Source organism: Pseudanabaena sp. CCNP1317 (genome assembly GCF_034931345.1).
In the GTDB taxonomy this organism is placed as follows: Bacteria; Cyanobacteriota; Cyanobacteriia; order Pseudanabaenales; family Pseudanabaenaceae; genus Pseudanabaena; species Pseudanabaena galeata.
On sequence record NZ_JAYGIF010000108.1, the window covers coordinates 14,101 to 28,767 of the forward strand.

General features: G+C 44.5%; 12 protein-coding genes. 5 read left to right on the plus strand and 7 right to left on the minus strand.

Annotated elements, in window-relative coordinates:
• The first annotated feature begins 195 nt into the window (after window positions 1-195).
• Window positions 196-768, plus strand: coding sequence for an REP-associated tyrosine transposase (locus VB775_RS19850; RefSeq protein ID WP_281007955.1), 573 nt, complete (start codon window positions 196-198; stop codon window positions 766-768).
• Window positions 769-2,192: 1,424 nt separating this feature from the next.
• Here the strand turns inward: VB775_RS19850 and VB775_RS19855 are convergent.
• The 5 genes from VB775_RS19855 to VB775_RS19875 form a co-directional block, all read right to left on the minus strand.
• Window positions 2,193-4,115: a caspase, EACC1-associated type gene (locus VB775_RS19855; protein WP_281007954.1), complete on the minus strand. Its 1,923-nt coding sequence runs from the start codon at window positions 4,113-4,115 to the stop codon at window positions 2,193-2,195.
• 15 nt (window positions 4,116-4,130) lie between these two features.
• Entirely contained in the window at window positions 4,131-4,523 is a 393-nt protein-coding gene (locus VB775_RS19860; RefSeq protein ID WP_281007953.1) for a hypothetical protein, read from the minus strand.
• A 101-nt stretch (window positions 4,524-4,624) separates the two neighbouring features.
• The gene (locus VB775_RS19865; RefSeq protein ID WP_281007952.1) at window positions 4,625-6,253 is read right to left on the minus strand and encodes an ABC transporter ATP-binding protein/permease; all 1,629 of its coding nucleotides are present in this window, start codon (window positions 6,251-6,253) and stop codon (window positions 4,625-4,627) included.
• Window positions 6,222-6,680 carry a hypothetical protein gene (locus tag VB775_RS19870; RefSeq protein WP_281007951.1) on the minus strand — a complete coding sequence of 153 codons (459 nt, stop codon included), beginning with the start codon at window positions 6,678-6,680 and terminating at the stop codon, window positions 6,222-6,224. The genes VB775_RS19865 and VB775_RS19870 overlap by 32 nt, the downstream gene beginning before the upstream one ends.
• A gap of 39 nt (window positions 6,681-6,719) precedes the next feature.
• Window positions 6,720-7,211 (minus strand): hypothetical protein, encoded by a 492-nt coding sequence (locus VB775_RS19875; protein ID WP_323216914.1) that lies wholly within the window; start codon window positions 7,209-7,211, stop codon window positions 6,720-6,722.
• Window positions 7,212-7,392: 181 nt separating this feature from the next.
• Here VB775_RS19875 and mnmG point away from each other — a divergent pair, with 181 nt between their 5' ends.
• Window positions 7,393-9,363 carry a tRNA uridine-5-carboxymethylaminomethyl(34) synthesis enzyme MnmG gene (mnmG, locus tag VB775_RS19880; RefSeq protein ID WP_281007949.1) on the plus strand — a complete coding sequence of 657 codons (1,971 nt, stop codon included), beginning with the start codon at window positions 7,393-7,395 and terminating at the stop codon, window positions 9,361-9,363.
• A 53-nt stretch (window positions 9,364-9,416) separates the two neighbouring features.
• On the opposite strand, the gene VB775_RS19885 is transcribed toward mnmG, so the two are convergent.
• Both VB775_RS19885 and VB775_RS19890 read right to left on the minus strand, forming a co-directional pair.
• Window positions 9,417-9,749: a DUF5615 family PIN-like protein gene (locus tag VB775_RS19885; RefSeq protein ID WP_281007948.1), complete on the minus strand. Its 333-nt coding sequence runs from the start codon at window positions 9,747-9,749 to the stop codon at window positions 9,417-9,419.
• Entirely contained in the window at window positions 9,746-9,970 is a 225-nt protein-coding gene (locus tag VB775_RS19890) for a DUF433 domain-containing protein (protein WP_142655204.1), read from the minus strand. The genes VB775_RS19885 and VB775_RS19890 overlap by 4 nt, the downstream gene beginning before the upstream one ends.
• A gap of 91 nt (window positions 9,971-10,061) precedes the next feature.
• Here VB775_RS19890 and VB775_RS19895 point away from each other — a divergent pair, with 91 nt between their 5' ends.
• The 3 genes from VB775_RS19895 (at window position 10,062) to VB775_RS19905 (ending at window position 14,598) form a co-directional block, all read left to right on the plus strand.
• Window positions 10,062-12,401 carry a GUN4 domain-containing protein gene (locus VB775_RS19895; protein ID WP_281007947.1) on the plus strand — a complete coding sequence of 780 codons (2,340 nt, stop codon included), beginning with the start codon at window positions 10,062-10,064 and terminating at the stop codon, window positions 12,399-12,401.
• A 146-nt stretch (window positions 12,402-12,547) separates the two neighbouring features.
• Window positions 12,548-12,904, plus strand: coding sequence for a four helix bundle protein (locus VB775_RS19900; RefSeq protein WP_281007946.1), 357 nt, complete (start codon window positions 12,548-12,550; stop codon window positions 12,902-12,904).
• A gap of 275 nt (window positions 12,905-13,179) precedes the next feature.
• A complete protein-coding gene (locus VB775_RS19905; protein WP_281007945.1) occupies window positions 13,180-14,598 on the plus strand; it encodes a trypsin-like peptidase domain-containing protein in 1,419 nt (472 codons plus the stop codon).
• The last annotated feature ends 69 nt before the right edge of the window (window positions 14,599-14,667 follow it).

A 14,667-nucleotide genomic window follows, 5' to 3' on the forward strand; every position in this document is an offset into this window, starting at 1 on the left:
AGTGGCGGCGCGAAGCGCCGCCACTCATCTTTTGGGTTTTATGTCCTAAGCAAAACTTACATTGCTATATAGGCTAAGATCTTCGACTTTTGTGTGACAAGCAAAACTAATTTATGATTACAAAGAAAAAGCAAAGGAGACTAACTGTTGCGTATTAATTTTGATGTTTAACTATTTAGGCTTCAGCCGCTAACTATGCCAAGTCGTTCCATAAATTTTGAACAAGGGCGTTATTACCATGTTTACAATCGGGGCAATAACTGCCAACCAATATTTTTTGACAAGGAAAACTACCTATATTTTTTGAGGTTGTCTCGTTACTATTTGGTTGATGAGCATATCTCAATTTTGGCTTATTGCCTGATGCCTAATCACTATCATTTCTTGGTGCAATGTAATGGAGGTAATCTATCGGAAGCCATGAAACTATTGTCCCTTACCTATACCAAGAGCATAAATAAGCGTTTTAATCGTGTTGGCTCACTCTTTCAGGGAAGGTTTAAGGCGATTTTGGTTGATTCTGATGAGTATTTGGTACATTTAGTTCGTTATATTCACCTTAATCCAGTTAAGGCTGATTTGGTGAAGTCTGCTTCGGAATGGGAGTTTTCTAGTTTTTGTGAATATGCAGGCATTAGAAGAGGAAGTTTGCCTTCAATAGAGTTCGTTCGTTCAATGATTGGTTCAGATGAGGAGTATTTTTCTTTCCTAAATGAATGTAATCTTCCTTCAATTCCTCAGTTGATGGCTTTGATGTTAGATGAATAAATAGGATATCGATAGATAACTGTGGGGGATTCAGATCCCCGACTTCTTTTGTAAACTTGCAAGCTATCTTTGATGATGTAGAAGAAGTCGGGGATCTTGGCTTTAGGTGGGCGCTTTGTGGATGGTAGTGGGGTTTCAGATCCCCGACTTCTTTTGTAAACTTGCAAGCTATCTTTGATGATGTAGAAGAAGTCGGGGATCTTGGCTTTAGGTGGGCGCTTTGTGGATGGTAGTGGGGGATTCAGATCCCCGACTTCTTTTGTGAACTTGAAAGCTATCTTTGATGATGTAGAAGAAGTCGGGGATCTTGGCTTTAGGTGGGCGCTTTGTGGATGGTAGTGGGGATTCAGATCCCCGACTTCTTTTGTGAACTTGAAAGGTGTTTGTGATAGCGTAGAAGAAGTCGGGGATCTTGGCTTTAGGTGGGCGCTTTGTAGATGGTAGTGGAGATTTAGATCCCCGACTTCTTTTGTAAACTTGCAAGCTATCTTTGGTGAAGTAGAAGAAGTCGGGGATCTTGGCTTTAGGTAGCCGATTTGTGGATGGTAGGGGAGATTTAGATCCCCGACTTCTTTTGTGAACTTGCAAGCTATCTTTGATGATGTAGAAGAAGTCGGGGATCTTGGCTTTAAATGAGAGCTTGGTGGATGGTAGTGGAGATTCAGATTCCCGACTTCTTTTGTAAACTTGCAAGCTATCTTTGATGATGTAGAAGAAGTCGGGGATCTTGGCTTTAGGTGGGCGCTTTGTGGATGGTAGTGGGGTTTCAGATCCCCGACTTCTTTTGTGAACTTGAAAGGTGTTTGTGAAAGCGTAGAAGAAGTCGGGGATCTTGGCTTTAGGTGGGCGCTTTGTAGATGGTAGTGGAGATTTAGATCCCCGACTTCTTTTGTGAACTTGAAAGGTGTTTGTGAAAGCGTAGAAGAAGTCGGGGATCTTGGCTTTAGGTGGGCGCTTTGTGGATGGTAGGGGGGATTCAGATCCCCGACTTCTTTTGTAAACTTGCAAGCTATCTTTGATGATGTAGAAGAAGTCGGGGATCTTGGCTTTAAATGGGAGCTTGGTGGATGGTAGTGGAGATTCAGATCCCCGACTTCTTTTGTAATTTTGAAAGTTGTCTGTGATAGCGTAGAAGAAGTCGGGGATCTTGGCTTTAGGTAGCCGATTTGTGGATGGTAGGGGGGATTCAGATCCCCGACTTCTTTTGTAAACTTGCAAGCTATCTTTGATGATGTAGAAGAAGTCGGGGATCTTGGCTTTAGGTGGGCGCTTTGTAGATGGTAGTGGGGGATTCAGATCCCCGACTTCTTTTGTGAACTTGAAAGGTGTTTGTGAAAGCGTAGAAGAAGTCGGGGATCTTGGACTCAAAGGGCAAAAAAACAAAGGAGAAGTCCTCACGAACGCGAGAAAGAAAAGAACGGAACTCAAGCAACAACAACCCGAAAACCGATATTGAAGTCGCTATAGTCCGCATTGACCCCGCTGCGATACGCTGAACGACAAATGAAAGCATTGCCGTCCCACGAGCCACCCCGCAGAGCGCGTTTATTTTGTTCGCCGCCAGTTAGCCATACAGAGCCATCAGTGGGCGCACCGTTATAGTTTTCATGCCATATATCTTCGCACCATTCCCAAACATTGCCATGCATTTGATATAAGCCCCATGCATTCGGGCTAAAACTCTGCACATCAACTGTCTTTTCGCGATATTCTCCCTTTGGTGCATCACCGTATGGATAATTACCGTCATAGTTGACAAGTTCGGGGGTAATGGTTTCTCCAAAATGAAAGGCGGTAGTGGTTCCAGCGCGACAAGCATACTCCCATTCTGCTTCGCTAGGCAACCTGACATTCTTTTTTATTTTCTCAGACAGCTTTTTACAAAACTCCTTAGCATCATCCCACGAAACTTTGATTACTGGTTGGTTTTCGCCTTGAAACTTAACATCAGAACTTTCCGAAGGCTTTGTTCCCATTATGGCTTTCCACTGAGCATTGGTTACAGCATATTTCCCCAATAAAAAAGCAGGAACTTTTACTTCATGTTGGGGCGTTGACCAATCCAAATATTCTTCTAACCCAGTCCAATTATATTTCTTGGCATTCTCAAGAGCAATTTTGCGCTCCGATGCTGGCATTCCCATCATAAATCCCCCCGCAGGAATCCTCACCAAATCGAGATTTACCCCATTGCCTAAATCAAGTCTTTCTTGCTGCAATTCTTGTTTTTGTGATTCTCTTACTTGTACTTCTTTAACTCGCAAATTTCGTTCGTATTCATCTAGTTTTGGCTTAATAATTCGAGGGACAATTGCGTCTATATCTTCTTCTCTCAATCCTAAATGATTTTCATATTCTCGTAATTCTTCCTGCGTAATTTCGCTAAAAGGAAACTCTTCTGCAATCATTTCTATTAATGTAGTTTCATACTCTTCAATTTTTTTAGCATATTCGACATAGGGAAGCAAAACCTGATTAATAATTTCTTCAGCCTCTAATGAAGCAATTTGTAGCTCTCGACTTTTTCCACGTAATAAATTCTTAGCAATAACAGAAATCCTGCCATTACTCCGCTTAACAAACTTCTCAACCTCCTTCCGAAACCTCAACTTAGGATCATCCTGCGCCGCCCTTGCCAACACAATCCGATGCCCCTCCTTTTGCCCAAAAAACTTCGGCGACATACTGTTATTAACACTCTTAACCTTCCCCTCCACATAGAGATGCAACTCATCCACCGACACATCCCCATCCTCATCACGATCCGCCGCCCCCGTCTTCAGCCCCTCCACCAAGAAATGCGTATAAAGCGACAACTCAAACCCCTCCTGCTCAAAGGCATATTGACTCGAATCAGCCGCCGTCAAAATCGCCTGACCCTCCCCACCCAACTTAATATCCACCGTACCGACATCCTTCGCCATCATCCCCTTCGGAAATGCCCCACTATGACAACAATCCAAAATCGCCACCTGACGCTTTGACCTACTGTTATACATTTGCGACTGCACATAGGACGAAGAAACCGCAGTGGGCGGCAAAGCCTCCCTACTTGTCGAAAGCCCAGTGAAATAAAAATCACGGCGATCATCAGTCACCCCATGACCTGAAAAATAAAATAGCAATAGGTCATCGGGCTTGCGATTAGCAAACAAATGATAGATCGCCGTCTCGATCGCCCCCTTCTCCGCATCCTTCAAAACCGTCACATTCCCATCCGCAAAGCCACCAATCTCCGCATTTAGCAAAACTTCCTGCAAAGCATCCACATCCTTCACCGCACTGGGCAAAGGATTCAAACCCGCATTGTAATTACTGATGCCAATTAGCAGCGCATATCGCCCCATCTCTAGCCCCTACGCCTACGCGACCTTGTGCTTTTCGATAAATTCATTAATTTCATCGATCCCAAACTTCACCTCTTCTTGGCTATAGGCAGTGATCTTCATTTTGATACCATTTACCTCAGCCTCTAAAGCAATTGGTTTATTGCCAAAGCGATCGCCTAGAAATTTCAATACCTTCAAAGCATTTGCAGGATTAGCCTCAGCCTTTAACAAATCCAATAAACCACCACCACTCTTACTTCCATCGGGAGGATTGGGATCGCGCAAGCGTTCAACCGATTCGATATCAGAGTTAGCATTTAAGTCTTCAAACAAGCTTACTAACTCATCATCACGCTCTGAATTTGTCAATTCTGGATCAATAAAGGCGATCGTCAGAGCAAACTGGGTTGGATTTTCAGAAGACATAAACTTGGCAAATTTCGGCAGCTTTTCCACATTGTATCGCATTGTTCAGGCGATCGCCCCTAATTTTCTGAGAACTAAAATAACCGAAGATTGCCGCGATCTTACTCTACAGCCTGATCGCGTTGGTATGCCCAACTAGCAAGCAAACCAAAAGCACAACTCGTCCATAGCAACCAAACCACATGCAGCCAAAAATAGCCGTCATTGGTCTGTCCTGCTGACCACAGCACCAGTTGCCCATAGTGATAGAAAGGCGAATAGGCGATCGCATCTTGGACAACCTGCGAAACAGGTAAAGGCAACCCACAGGTAAACAGGGCGATCGGAATGGCTAAACCAGCAATGGAATCCACACTTTTGGGATTGACCAGATAGCCTAATGCCAAGCCGAAAATCGTAAATGGAATACTGCCAAGCAACAAACTCATAAATTCTAGCGATCGCTGTACCAAAGATTGATCGATACCCAGTTTCCAAGCCCCTAGCCCTAAAATTAGCAGCAGACTAATCGCCGAGATCGCCAACGACATCACCACCTTTGCGGATAGATAGACAAAGGGATGCAAAGGCGTAACACGCAATAACTTCAGCCAACCCTCGACCCGTTCGACTGCAACCCGCTTGCCCGTGCGCTCAAAGGCGATCGTCAACAAACTAAGTCCCGCAAAGAATATTGCTCCCAACATACCCAAGCGCTCATCTGGTGGGAACAAAGCGATCGCACTGGAAAAGAGCAAGATACCGATCCCATAGATGGGAGTTCGCCATAATTGTAATGATTCCGCCCATAGTTGAGGCAAAAAACCTCGCATCAGACTGTCATTTCCATAGGACAGAGTTGGGGAATTCTTTGCTGGTGTGTTGTCAGCCATAAGGATTGTGTTCTCTGAGCTTGTCTTGGGCGAGGAATAGAACAATGGCACTCCACCTTTTGACATCCCTACTTGTTTTCTCTCTGTAATGGGATTGACTGGTTTTTTGGCGATCGCACTCTGGCGATCTTCATGAATACGACCATGCTCCAAAGTAATTGTTCGCGTTGCGAGGCTGACTAGCTCCTTCCAATCGGCTTGATTGTTTGTCACCATCAAAACGGTCTTGCCTTGGGACACACAGAGACGCAGTTGCTTCCAAAAGTCAGCATACCCCTCTGGATCAAGATTGCGTGTTGGTTCGTCTAACACCAGCAGATCGGGCTTCCCAGCCAAGGCTAAGGCAAACAACAGTCGCTGTTCTTGTCCACCTGAGAGATTTGCAGCCCAGTCGTTATGCTTTCCCGCTAAGTTCACGGTATTGAGAATTTCTTCAGTAGAAAGCGCATCGGGGTAATAACTACGCACCAGATCGATCAACTCTTTAACCGTGAGATTCTTGGGAGGACTCACCTTCTGTAACACCACACCTACGCGTGTCTTTGCCGATGGAAGCAGTGGCGATCGCCCCAGCAGCATCGCTGTTCCCGTATCTGGATGTAGTAATCCGAGGATGACGTTGAGCAAGGTGGTTTTACCCGCCCCATTCGTGCCACGCAGAACGATAAATTCTCCTTGGCGAACAGTCAAACTGATCTCTTGGAGAATGGATTTCTTTCCAAAGCGTTTAGAAACATTTTGAAGTTCGATAAAGTGCATGATTTCCGAGTTTGCCTTGTCAAAAACTGTAGCGGGGTTGATTTTGCCTAGAGCTAAATCAACCGAATCAATGCATGAATTGACTAACGATCCAACCAACTACAAAGCCTGCGCCAACTGCCACCATCACGGAAGTTCCAAACGCTGTAGTTAGAACGAGTACAGTGGCAGCGCTAGCTCCTAGAGCTAATACCACAGGTACAGTCGCCACTGGCGCGATCGGATTGCAGCTACTAAAACTCAAGATGCAGTTGTTACTTCCTTTATTCGCAAACAAAAACATGGTCAGCACCAATACGCCGATTAACCCAGCCACAAGGAGACGATTGCCAGACAGAGCCGCCCAACGCGCCGACAGTTCTGATAGGAGAGAAGTGCTTGGGGAATCACCAGACTCAGCAACATCCTTTGCCTGTAGTTCGGGGGATGGGGCTGTAACTTGGGCGGGTTGAGTTGGCTGGACAGCTTTACTGGCTGATTTACTGGCTCCAGCAATGCTGCTATTCGGTTTAGAGGAAGACTGCATAGAAATACCTCGTGAGGTCGAAGTGATAACTTTTACACTTTACGAGACACTTGACGCTTTGATAAAAAATTTAACGAAAAACCACACTGCTACACCAATACCAACCGTGACGATCGCAGGTGCTCCTGCTACAGCAGAGACGATCGCTATGGCTGTGCCAGATGCAACGCCGATGGTATTGGGATTGATGATGTCGCTAGTTGGGCGATCGCTGCTAGCAGGAATGCGAGGATCTTGCGGTTTAGAACTGGTGCGATCATTGTGATCGCTATGGGTCAACCAATTGGCAATGGGCGATCGCGCCGCGATATCTTGCTCTTTTTTCGGTTGGCACTTGGCAGGTAATGTGTCGTTCCAAGCGATAATCGGCGCACAGGAATGTTGAATTTCCCAAGTAATGCCACTCAGTAAGATCGTCCACAGTAAAAATAGAACCCAGACAATAGCTTTTGTAGCGATGGCATTTGAAGCGATCAGTTGTCTAGATAAAGATTGTGGTGCTTCTACAACAGGTTGCATGGCTTGGGGCAATGGTTGAGTTGACCTAAATCATATCAATTCTTGAGAGTTGCGATCGCTAGTTTTTTAAGCCAAAAGAGAGATGCGGCGCGAAGTGCCACCTCTCTCTTTTGGGTTTTGATTGCGTCTTTAAGATGAATCTATCTTGATTTTGAGCTAGAATACGATTTTGTTGGTCAGGTCTAGTCAGGCAATGAGCGAGATAACGAGTAATTCAATAAATTCAGCCAATCAAGTACCCAATCAAGTGCCCAATCAAGTACCCAATCAAGTGCAATTCCTTGATGAATTTGAAGTCGTCGTCGTTGGTGCAGGTCATGCAGGCTGTGAAGCCGCCCTCGCCTCGGCACGCATGGGCTGCAAAACCTTACTCCTCACCCTCAACCTTGATCGCATTGCATGGCAACCCTGTAACCCCGCCGTTGGTGGTCCCGCCAAATCACAACTTGTCCATGAAGTCGATGCCCTCGGCGGCGAAATTGCCAAAATCACCGATCGCACCTATTTACAAAAACGCATCCTCAACAGTTCACGGGGACCCGCAGTCTGGGCATTGCGAGCGCAAACCGACAAGCGCGAATATGCTGCGGAAATGAAAGCTGTAGTTGAGAATGAACCGAATCTCTCCGTGCGTGAAGGCACAGTAATTAACGTTTTGCTAGACCCTAACCAAGCAATTATTGGTGTCGAAACTCAATTTGGCGTTGGTTATGCTTGCAAAGCCGTCATCCTGACCACAGGTACATTTCTCAATGGCAAAATCTGGGTGGGCAATCGCTCCATGTCCGCAGGTCGGGCTGGAGAATTTGCAGTCTCAGGACTTACAGAAACTCTCAATGCCTTGGGCTTTGTCACCGATCGCCTCAAAACAGGTACACCTGCACGAGTTGATCGCCGCAGCGTGGACTACAGCAAAATGGAAGTGCAACCTTCGGATACAGAGCATAATTGGTTCAGCTTCGATCCGAGTGCATGGGTGGAACGTGAGCAAATGAATTGCTATTTAACTCGTACTACCGCCGAAACCCATCGCATCATTCGCGAAAATCTGCACCTTACGCCCGTTTATGGTGGCTTTATCGATGCGAAGGGGCCGCGCTATTGTCCGAGCATCGAAGATAAAATTGTACGTTTTGCCGATAAAGAGAGTCATCAGATTTTCATCGAGCCAGAAGGTCGGACGATTCCTGAGCTTTATATTCAAGGCTTCTCAACGGGAATGCCTGAGAATATTCAATTACAAATGTTGAGAACTCTCCCTGGACTCGAAAATTGTCATATGCTCCGCGCTGCCTATGCCGTCGAATATGACTATATTCCTGCGACTCAGTGCTATCCCACTTTGATGACGAAATTGATTGAAGGGCTATTTTGTGCGGGTCAAATTAATGGAACTACTGGCTATGAAGAAGCTGCCGCACAAGGGTTGATTGCGGGAATGAATGCGGCTCTATTTGCGAAGGGCAAAGAGATGGTAGTGTTACCTCGTGCTAGTAGCTACATCGGTACGCTGATCGATGATCTCTGCACTAAGGAATTGCGCGAACCCTATCGCATGTTGACCAGCCGTTCAGAATATCGCTTGATTTTGCGATCGGACAATGCCGATCGCCGACTTACGCCGATTGGACGCGAGATTGGTTTAGTCGATGATCGTCGTTGGCAATTGTTCTGTGATAAACAGGAGCGTGTTTATGCAGAAGTGGAGCGTCTGAATGGAACTCGCGTTAAGGAAAAGGATGAACTTGGTCAAAGGATTACTGCCGAAACAGGGGAAATAATTCGTGGTGCAATTACGCTTTCTGATCTGTTGCGTCGTCCTAAGTTTAACTATGCGGAATTAATTCACTATGGTTTAGCCGATCCTAACTTGAATCGCTTTGAACGTCTGGCTGCGGAAATTGAAGTGAAGTATGTGGGCTATATCCAACGTCAAGAACATCAGATTGAGGAGGTTGCTAAGCATAGCGATCGCAAGTTACCAATGGATATTGATTACAATGCGATCGAGACTCTTTCTAAGGAATCAAGAGAGAAGTTGAGCAAGATTCGTCCGATGACGATTGGACAGGCTAGCCGTATCGGTGGGGTGAATCCTGCGGATGTGAATGCTTTACTGGTGTATTTAGAAATTCAGCATCGGATTGCAGCGAAGACAAGATAATTAGTTTTAGCGATCGCCCTAAGCACCATGACTCAAGAGCTAAAGTGGAAAATCTAGTACAGGGTCAACAGTCCTAGAGATTCCGTGTTGATTAGATCTTGAATATCGAGATAGTGCATTCTCAAAATATTCTCAATTTCATTGGTTGAGCAATTGCCACGCCGAATCCAAATTATTTTTGGCGGAAAATCCAACAAAATTAGCAACTCATTGTAATCACTGTCTTTTGTGACAATTGTAAAACCGTTTGCTTTTGCGTATTGCCACACTTGCCGATCTTCCACTTGATCTAATCCTAATTGAAAAACATGATTGGAATTAGGAAATAATTCTGCTAAGCGATAAATCAATTTTGGCGAAAGGTTGTGATCGAATAGTAGCTTCATGCTTGAATCAGGAGCGTTTGTTGTTCACGGTCAGCGGCATAGCTTAGACAGGCAAAGATATCTTCTTGAGTGAGGTAGGGGAAGTCTTCAAGAACTTCTTGATAGGTCATACCAGAGGCAAGATAAGACAGAACGTCATAAACGGTAATTCGCATTCCTCTAATACAGGGTTTGCCACTGCGTTTTCCTGATTCAATGGTGATGCGATCGCGATAGTTCATATTTTTTAGATCTTTTTTGATTGCTCACTTTTCATCATACCAATTTATTTTATCGGTTTATAATGCGTGAAATGCGATCGCCCTAAGCACCATGACTCAAGAACCAGAAAAGCATTCTAACTCTAGTCCTGAAAAGAGATTTGTACAGCGATCACTTGCTGCAATTGCGCGATGGTCGCCTTTGGGTGGGACAAGTGTTGCATTTGGCGGCTTTTTGCTAAAGCAAGAATGGGCAACAGCTTTGATGCTGTTTCCTGTGACAGCCGTTTCGGGCGTTTGGGCTGCCTATAGCAAGCATTTTATTGAGCGCTTGAGTGAGATATATGCTGAGCGTGGGAAGAAAGATGCTGAAGGTTTTGTTGAAAATATAGATCAAGCTAATCAATTTTTGACCAAAAAGTTAAATTGGCAAGCACTTGGATTTGATGCGAAATATCTCAAATGTCAGATGTGGGACTGTTATGAAGATTATGCGGTGGGAGTGAGGGAAAATGAAAATTTGCCCGTGAATAATCCTTTGTTGCGTGAGGTGTTTGTGCCTTTGGAATTATCTTCAGATTCCATTGTGGCGGGTCAGAAATTTCGAGATCGCGGTGAAGATTGTCCGCAGATGCAGATTTGGGAATTGCTGGAAAGGGTGAAGCAGGATAACCGTTTGCGTCAGATTGCGATTAGGGCTTGGGGCGGCTATGGCAAATCAACTTTGTTAAAGCATCTTACTTACATCTACAGCACTGGTGAATACAACAAGGGAGATTTTCGTAGATATAAGGTTCCTAAGTTTGTGCCATTTCTGCTCTATCTATCAGGATGCTGGAAAGAGATCACCAAAGAGAATCCGCCAGATTTACTTGAATTGTTGACCACTTTTCATATTGGACGGTTATCCAAGATTAAAGAATTAGAAACAGTTCCACCGAATTGGGCACTCAATTTGCTGCGAAAAGGTGATGCTTTGGTGATGTTTGATGGATTTGATGAAGTACCGCCTGCGGAGAGGACAAAGGTGAGTGAGTGGCTGAGTGGGGAGATGCAGAAATATCATGAGGCAGTTTTTATTGTGACTTCGCGCCCAACGGCTTATCGGGAAGACTATGTAGCAAGGAAACCAACGGCGAGTTTTTGGATTCAAGATTTTAATCAGGAACAGCGCAAACAGTTTGTGGAGCAGTGGTATTTTTGCCAAGAGCGTTATGCGAGGGGTGGGCGAAGTACTCCTGATGTGGAGGCTAAGGCGAAGGAAAGGGCGGAGTCTCTATTGGAACAAATTCAGTCGCGTCCTGAGTTGAATGATATTGCTGGGAATGTGTTGCTATTAAACATGATGGCGCGGTTTCATCGGGAGAATAAGCAGGGGGCGGAGTTGCCACAGCGCAAAGTAGAGCTATATCAAGATATTTGTGAGTTGCAATTAGGACGGAGAGCCAGTGCTAGGGGTATTCCCTTGTTATTTAAGTCAATCAATCAGCGTCAGGAGGTGCTGCAAGTTGTGGCGTTGGCAATGATGATGGAGGCGGCAAAAAGTATTGACGATGGTGAAGAGGAAGGATTTAAGCAAATTAAAGTCGATCAGTTATTGAAACTGCTGAATGAGTCTTTGGTAAAGATCGATCCTGATGTGGATGCAAAAGAATTTTTAGGGCAGATGGTGCAGGTAAGTGAGTTATTAGTGGAAAGAGATGGAGGTATCTATCAATTTTCGCATCTGAGCTTTCAGGAATTTTTAGCGGCGATGGAAGTCTTGAAATTGCAGCAAGAAAGCTTGCTCTATGAGCATTTGGGATTGAGTGCTTGGAAAGATATGATTTTGTTTTATGCGAGTTTAGTCAATCCGACTAAGCTCATCCAAAAGGCGCTAAACCGTCATCAGGTCGATTTAGCCTATCTGATCTATCAACAATCCGATAAGAGACTAAATTTGTCATCATCTGAGCGCAAAGCTTTAGATGGTTTAAAAGAATACGTCAAAACTTCACGCTATCAACAGCTAGAAGATTACCTGACAGCAAAGCAATGGTACGAGGCGGATCAAGAAACCTATAGATTGATGATTACGGCGGTGGGCAAAGATGTTGGACAAAGATTTAGCACAAAAGATATAAAAGAGTTCCCCTGTGATGAGTTATTGGCGATTGATAATCTATGGGGAAAACTTAGCAATGGGCTGTATGGCTTTAGCGTCCAGAAGCAAATTTATGTAGAGTGTGGTGGTAAGCTAGATTTTAGTAATCCGAGTTCTAAGACTTGGGATAAATTTTGCGATCAAACTGCATGGAAAAAAGATGGTAAATATGTGCTCTATCCCGAACCATTTTTTGAGAATAATTTTATGTATGTAAAGGGGCACCTCCCATATTTGGGTTTGGAGTTGTCGAGAAATGGGTGGGAATGTAGGAGTATCTTTTCTCGTATCGAGACTTGTGAAGTGTAAGACATAAAAGTTTCACACTTCTATATCAAGGAAAAAGTAGAAAGGAAAAAGGAAAAAATAAGATGCAGATAGATTTGTTTTTTTGCAATGTTATTCGTTAATATCAAAAGAAATTTTTACTTTTTACTTTTCCTCTTTTCCTTGAAATGCAAAGCATTCCCGATCGCACCTTCCAATTCGCCGTAAGAATTGTCAAACTTTGCCAACATCTCGAAGAATCAGGCGGCGTGGCGCGAACAATCGGCAAACAACTACTGCGATCTGGAACATCCATTGGTGCAAATGTCCAAGAAGGACAGGCAGGACAAAGTAAAGCCGACTTTATTAACAAAAATTACATCGCGCTCAAAGAAGCAAGAGAAACCCTCTACTGGCTAAAACTTCTCGCCGCCACCGAAATTCTCCCCGAAAGCCGCCTCACACCAATCGCCCAAGAAGCCCAAGAAATCACCCGAATCCTAGGAGCAACGATTGTCAAGGCAAAAGGCAAAAGTGAAAAGTGAAAAACAGATTGAAATTTTTACTTTTTACTTTCTACTTTTTCCTTCTGACATTAATTATGGTGAACTGCTTATGCAATAGAAAGGGTTTAGGGTTGCTATATATAATGGGAGATGCAAATTAACGCCACAAGCGCAACATTAGATAGCTAAAGTACTTCTAATATTGAATGAGTTTAATTTTGTAAAATTGGACTCACAGTAAAATAAAAATCAGTTTTTTGGCGCATGACCATGCACCAAAAAACGGGGCAATGATCGTGACGGAGGATAGTTTTGTGAAAAAAAGATTAATTAAATTTTTGGCAACAAGCCTAATAATATGCGGTGGTATCAGTACGATCGCTACTCTTCCTTTGGTCGCACCGTCACCCGTACAAGCCCAAGACGAAGATACAAATATTCGTGTCTATAAACAAGCTAGCCCTGCCGTCGTCTCAATTCAGTCGCGTAGTGGTAATGGCAGTGGCTCAATCATTGATCCCAAGGGTTTAGTTTTAACTAATGCCCATGTGGTGCGTGGTGCAACTACAGTAAATGTCATCCTCAGTGATAAGCGTCAATTTCGCGGTGTGGTAATTGCTAGTAGTCGCAATCCTGATCTGGCGGTGATCAGACTGGAGGGAGTAACCACCAATCTACCCACAATTCAGATTGCATCTTCTAGCGGCATTCAAGTGGGGCAGAGAGCTTTTGCGATCGGTAATCCCTTCGGACGGTTTGCGGGGACATTGACCACAGGGATCATTAGTCGCATCGATCGCGATCGCAAATTATTACAAACCGATGCTGCCTTAAATCCCGGAAATTCGGGAGGACCATTATTGAATAGCCGTGCCGAACTGGTGGGAGTAAATACGGCGATTTTTACAACTAGTTCTGCCAATAGTGGCATTGGATTAGCGATCGAAGCGGATACGGTTAAGCAATTTATTGCCGCAGTTCGTCAAGGGGCGATCGCCAATAATCCCACGCAGGCGATCGCTGCGCCTAATGTGCTTACCCTAGATGGCAGGGTAATCTCTGCGGTCTTAACGACTTCAGATCGCACCTTGCCCGATGGTAGCTATTTCAAAGCCTATCAATTTCAAGGTCAAGCAGGACAATCAGTGGTGATCGAGATGCGTGCTAACGGGATCGATCCCTATCTAGTTTTATTTGATGCTGCTGGGCGTAAAATTGCTGAAGATGATGATAGCGGTGGGGGTAAAAATGCGCGTATTGCTGTTACTTTGCCAACTACGGGTAGGTATACTCTCTATGCCAACTCCTATGAAGTAGGACAAACAGGCTCTTTTACGATCGCGGGGACGATCGCAGATCGTCTGAGCAATAACTTTACTTCTCAATCCCCAACTGAACCAAGAGATCGGCGAATCATCTTGCAAAAAAATGGAGTTCTGGGAACACAGAGTCGAGTTTTTGCTAGAGATGGCAGTCGGTTTGACGCTTTTAGTTTTAATGGTCGAGCAGGGCAAGTAGTCCAGATTGAACTTGTCAGTTCCGATTTTCATCCCTATTTAGTCTTATTCTCACCCGACAGCAGGGTATTGCAAGAAAACAACGGTTTACCGAGCCGTAAGAATGCATCAATGACGCTTGAATTGCCAATTACAGGAACCTACCGCACGATTGTCAATGCTTTTGATCGCACAGGCAAAGGCGCATACAAGCTAGTTGTCAAAAGAATTGATTAAAAAAATTGGTGCTGCGCCGCAGCACCAATTTTTTGGTTTAACTTCTAAAACTTTTCGATAATCCCTTGC

Excerpts from the sequence above, each read along its gene's own strand:
- VB775_RS19855 (WP_281007954.1), bottom strand. The coding sequence starts at position 4,115 with ATGGGGCGATATGCGCTGCTAATTGGCATCAGTAATTACAATGCGGGT.
- VB775_RS19895 (WP_281007947.1), top strand. The coding sequence starts at position 10,062 with ATGACTCAAGAACCAGAAAAGCATTCTAACTCTAGTCCTGAAAAGAGA.
- mnmG (WP_281007949.1), top strand. The coding sequence starts at position 7,393 with ATGAGCGAGATAACGAGTAATTCAATAAATTCAGCCAATCAAGTACCC.
- VB775_RS19850 (WP_281007955.1), top strand. The coding sequence starts at position 196 with ATGCCAAGTCGTTCCATAAATTTTGAACAAGGGCGTTATTACCATGTT.
- VB775_RS19890 (WP_142655204.1), bottom strand. The coding sequence starts at position 9,970 with ATGAACTATCGCGATCGCATCACCATTGAATCAGGAAAACGCAGTGGC.
- VB775_RS19900 (WP_281007946.1), top strand. The coding sequence starts at position 12,548 with ATGCAAAGCATTCCCGATCGCACCTTCCAATTCGCCGTAAGAATTGTC.
- VB775_RS19860 (WP_281007953.1), bottom strand. The coding sequence starts at position 4,523 with ATGTCTTCTGAAAATCCAACCCAGTTTGCTCTGACGATCGCCTTTATT.
- VB775_RS19885 (WP_281007948.1), bottom strand. The coding sequence starts at position 9,749 with ATGAAGCTACTATTCGATCACAACCTTTCGCCAAAATTGATTTATCGC.
- VB775_RS19870 (WP_281007951.1), bottom strand. The coding sequence starts at position 6,680 with ATGCAGTCTTCCTCTAAACCGAATAGCAGCATTGCTGGAGCCAGTAAA.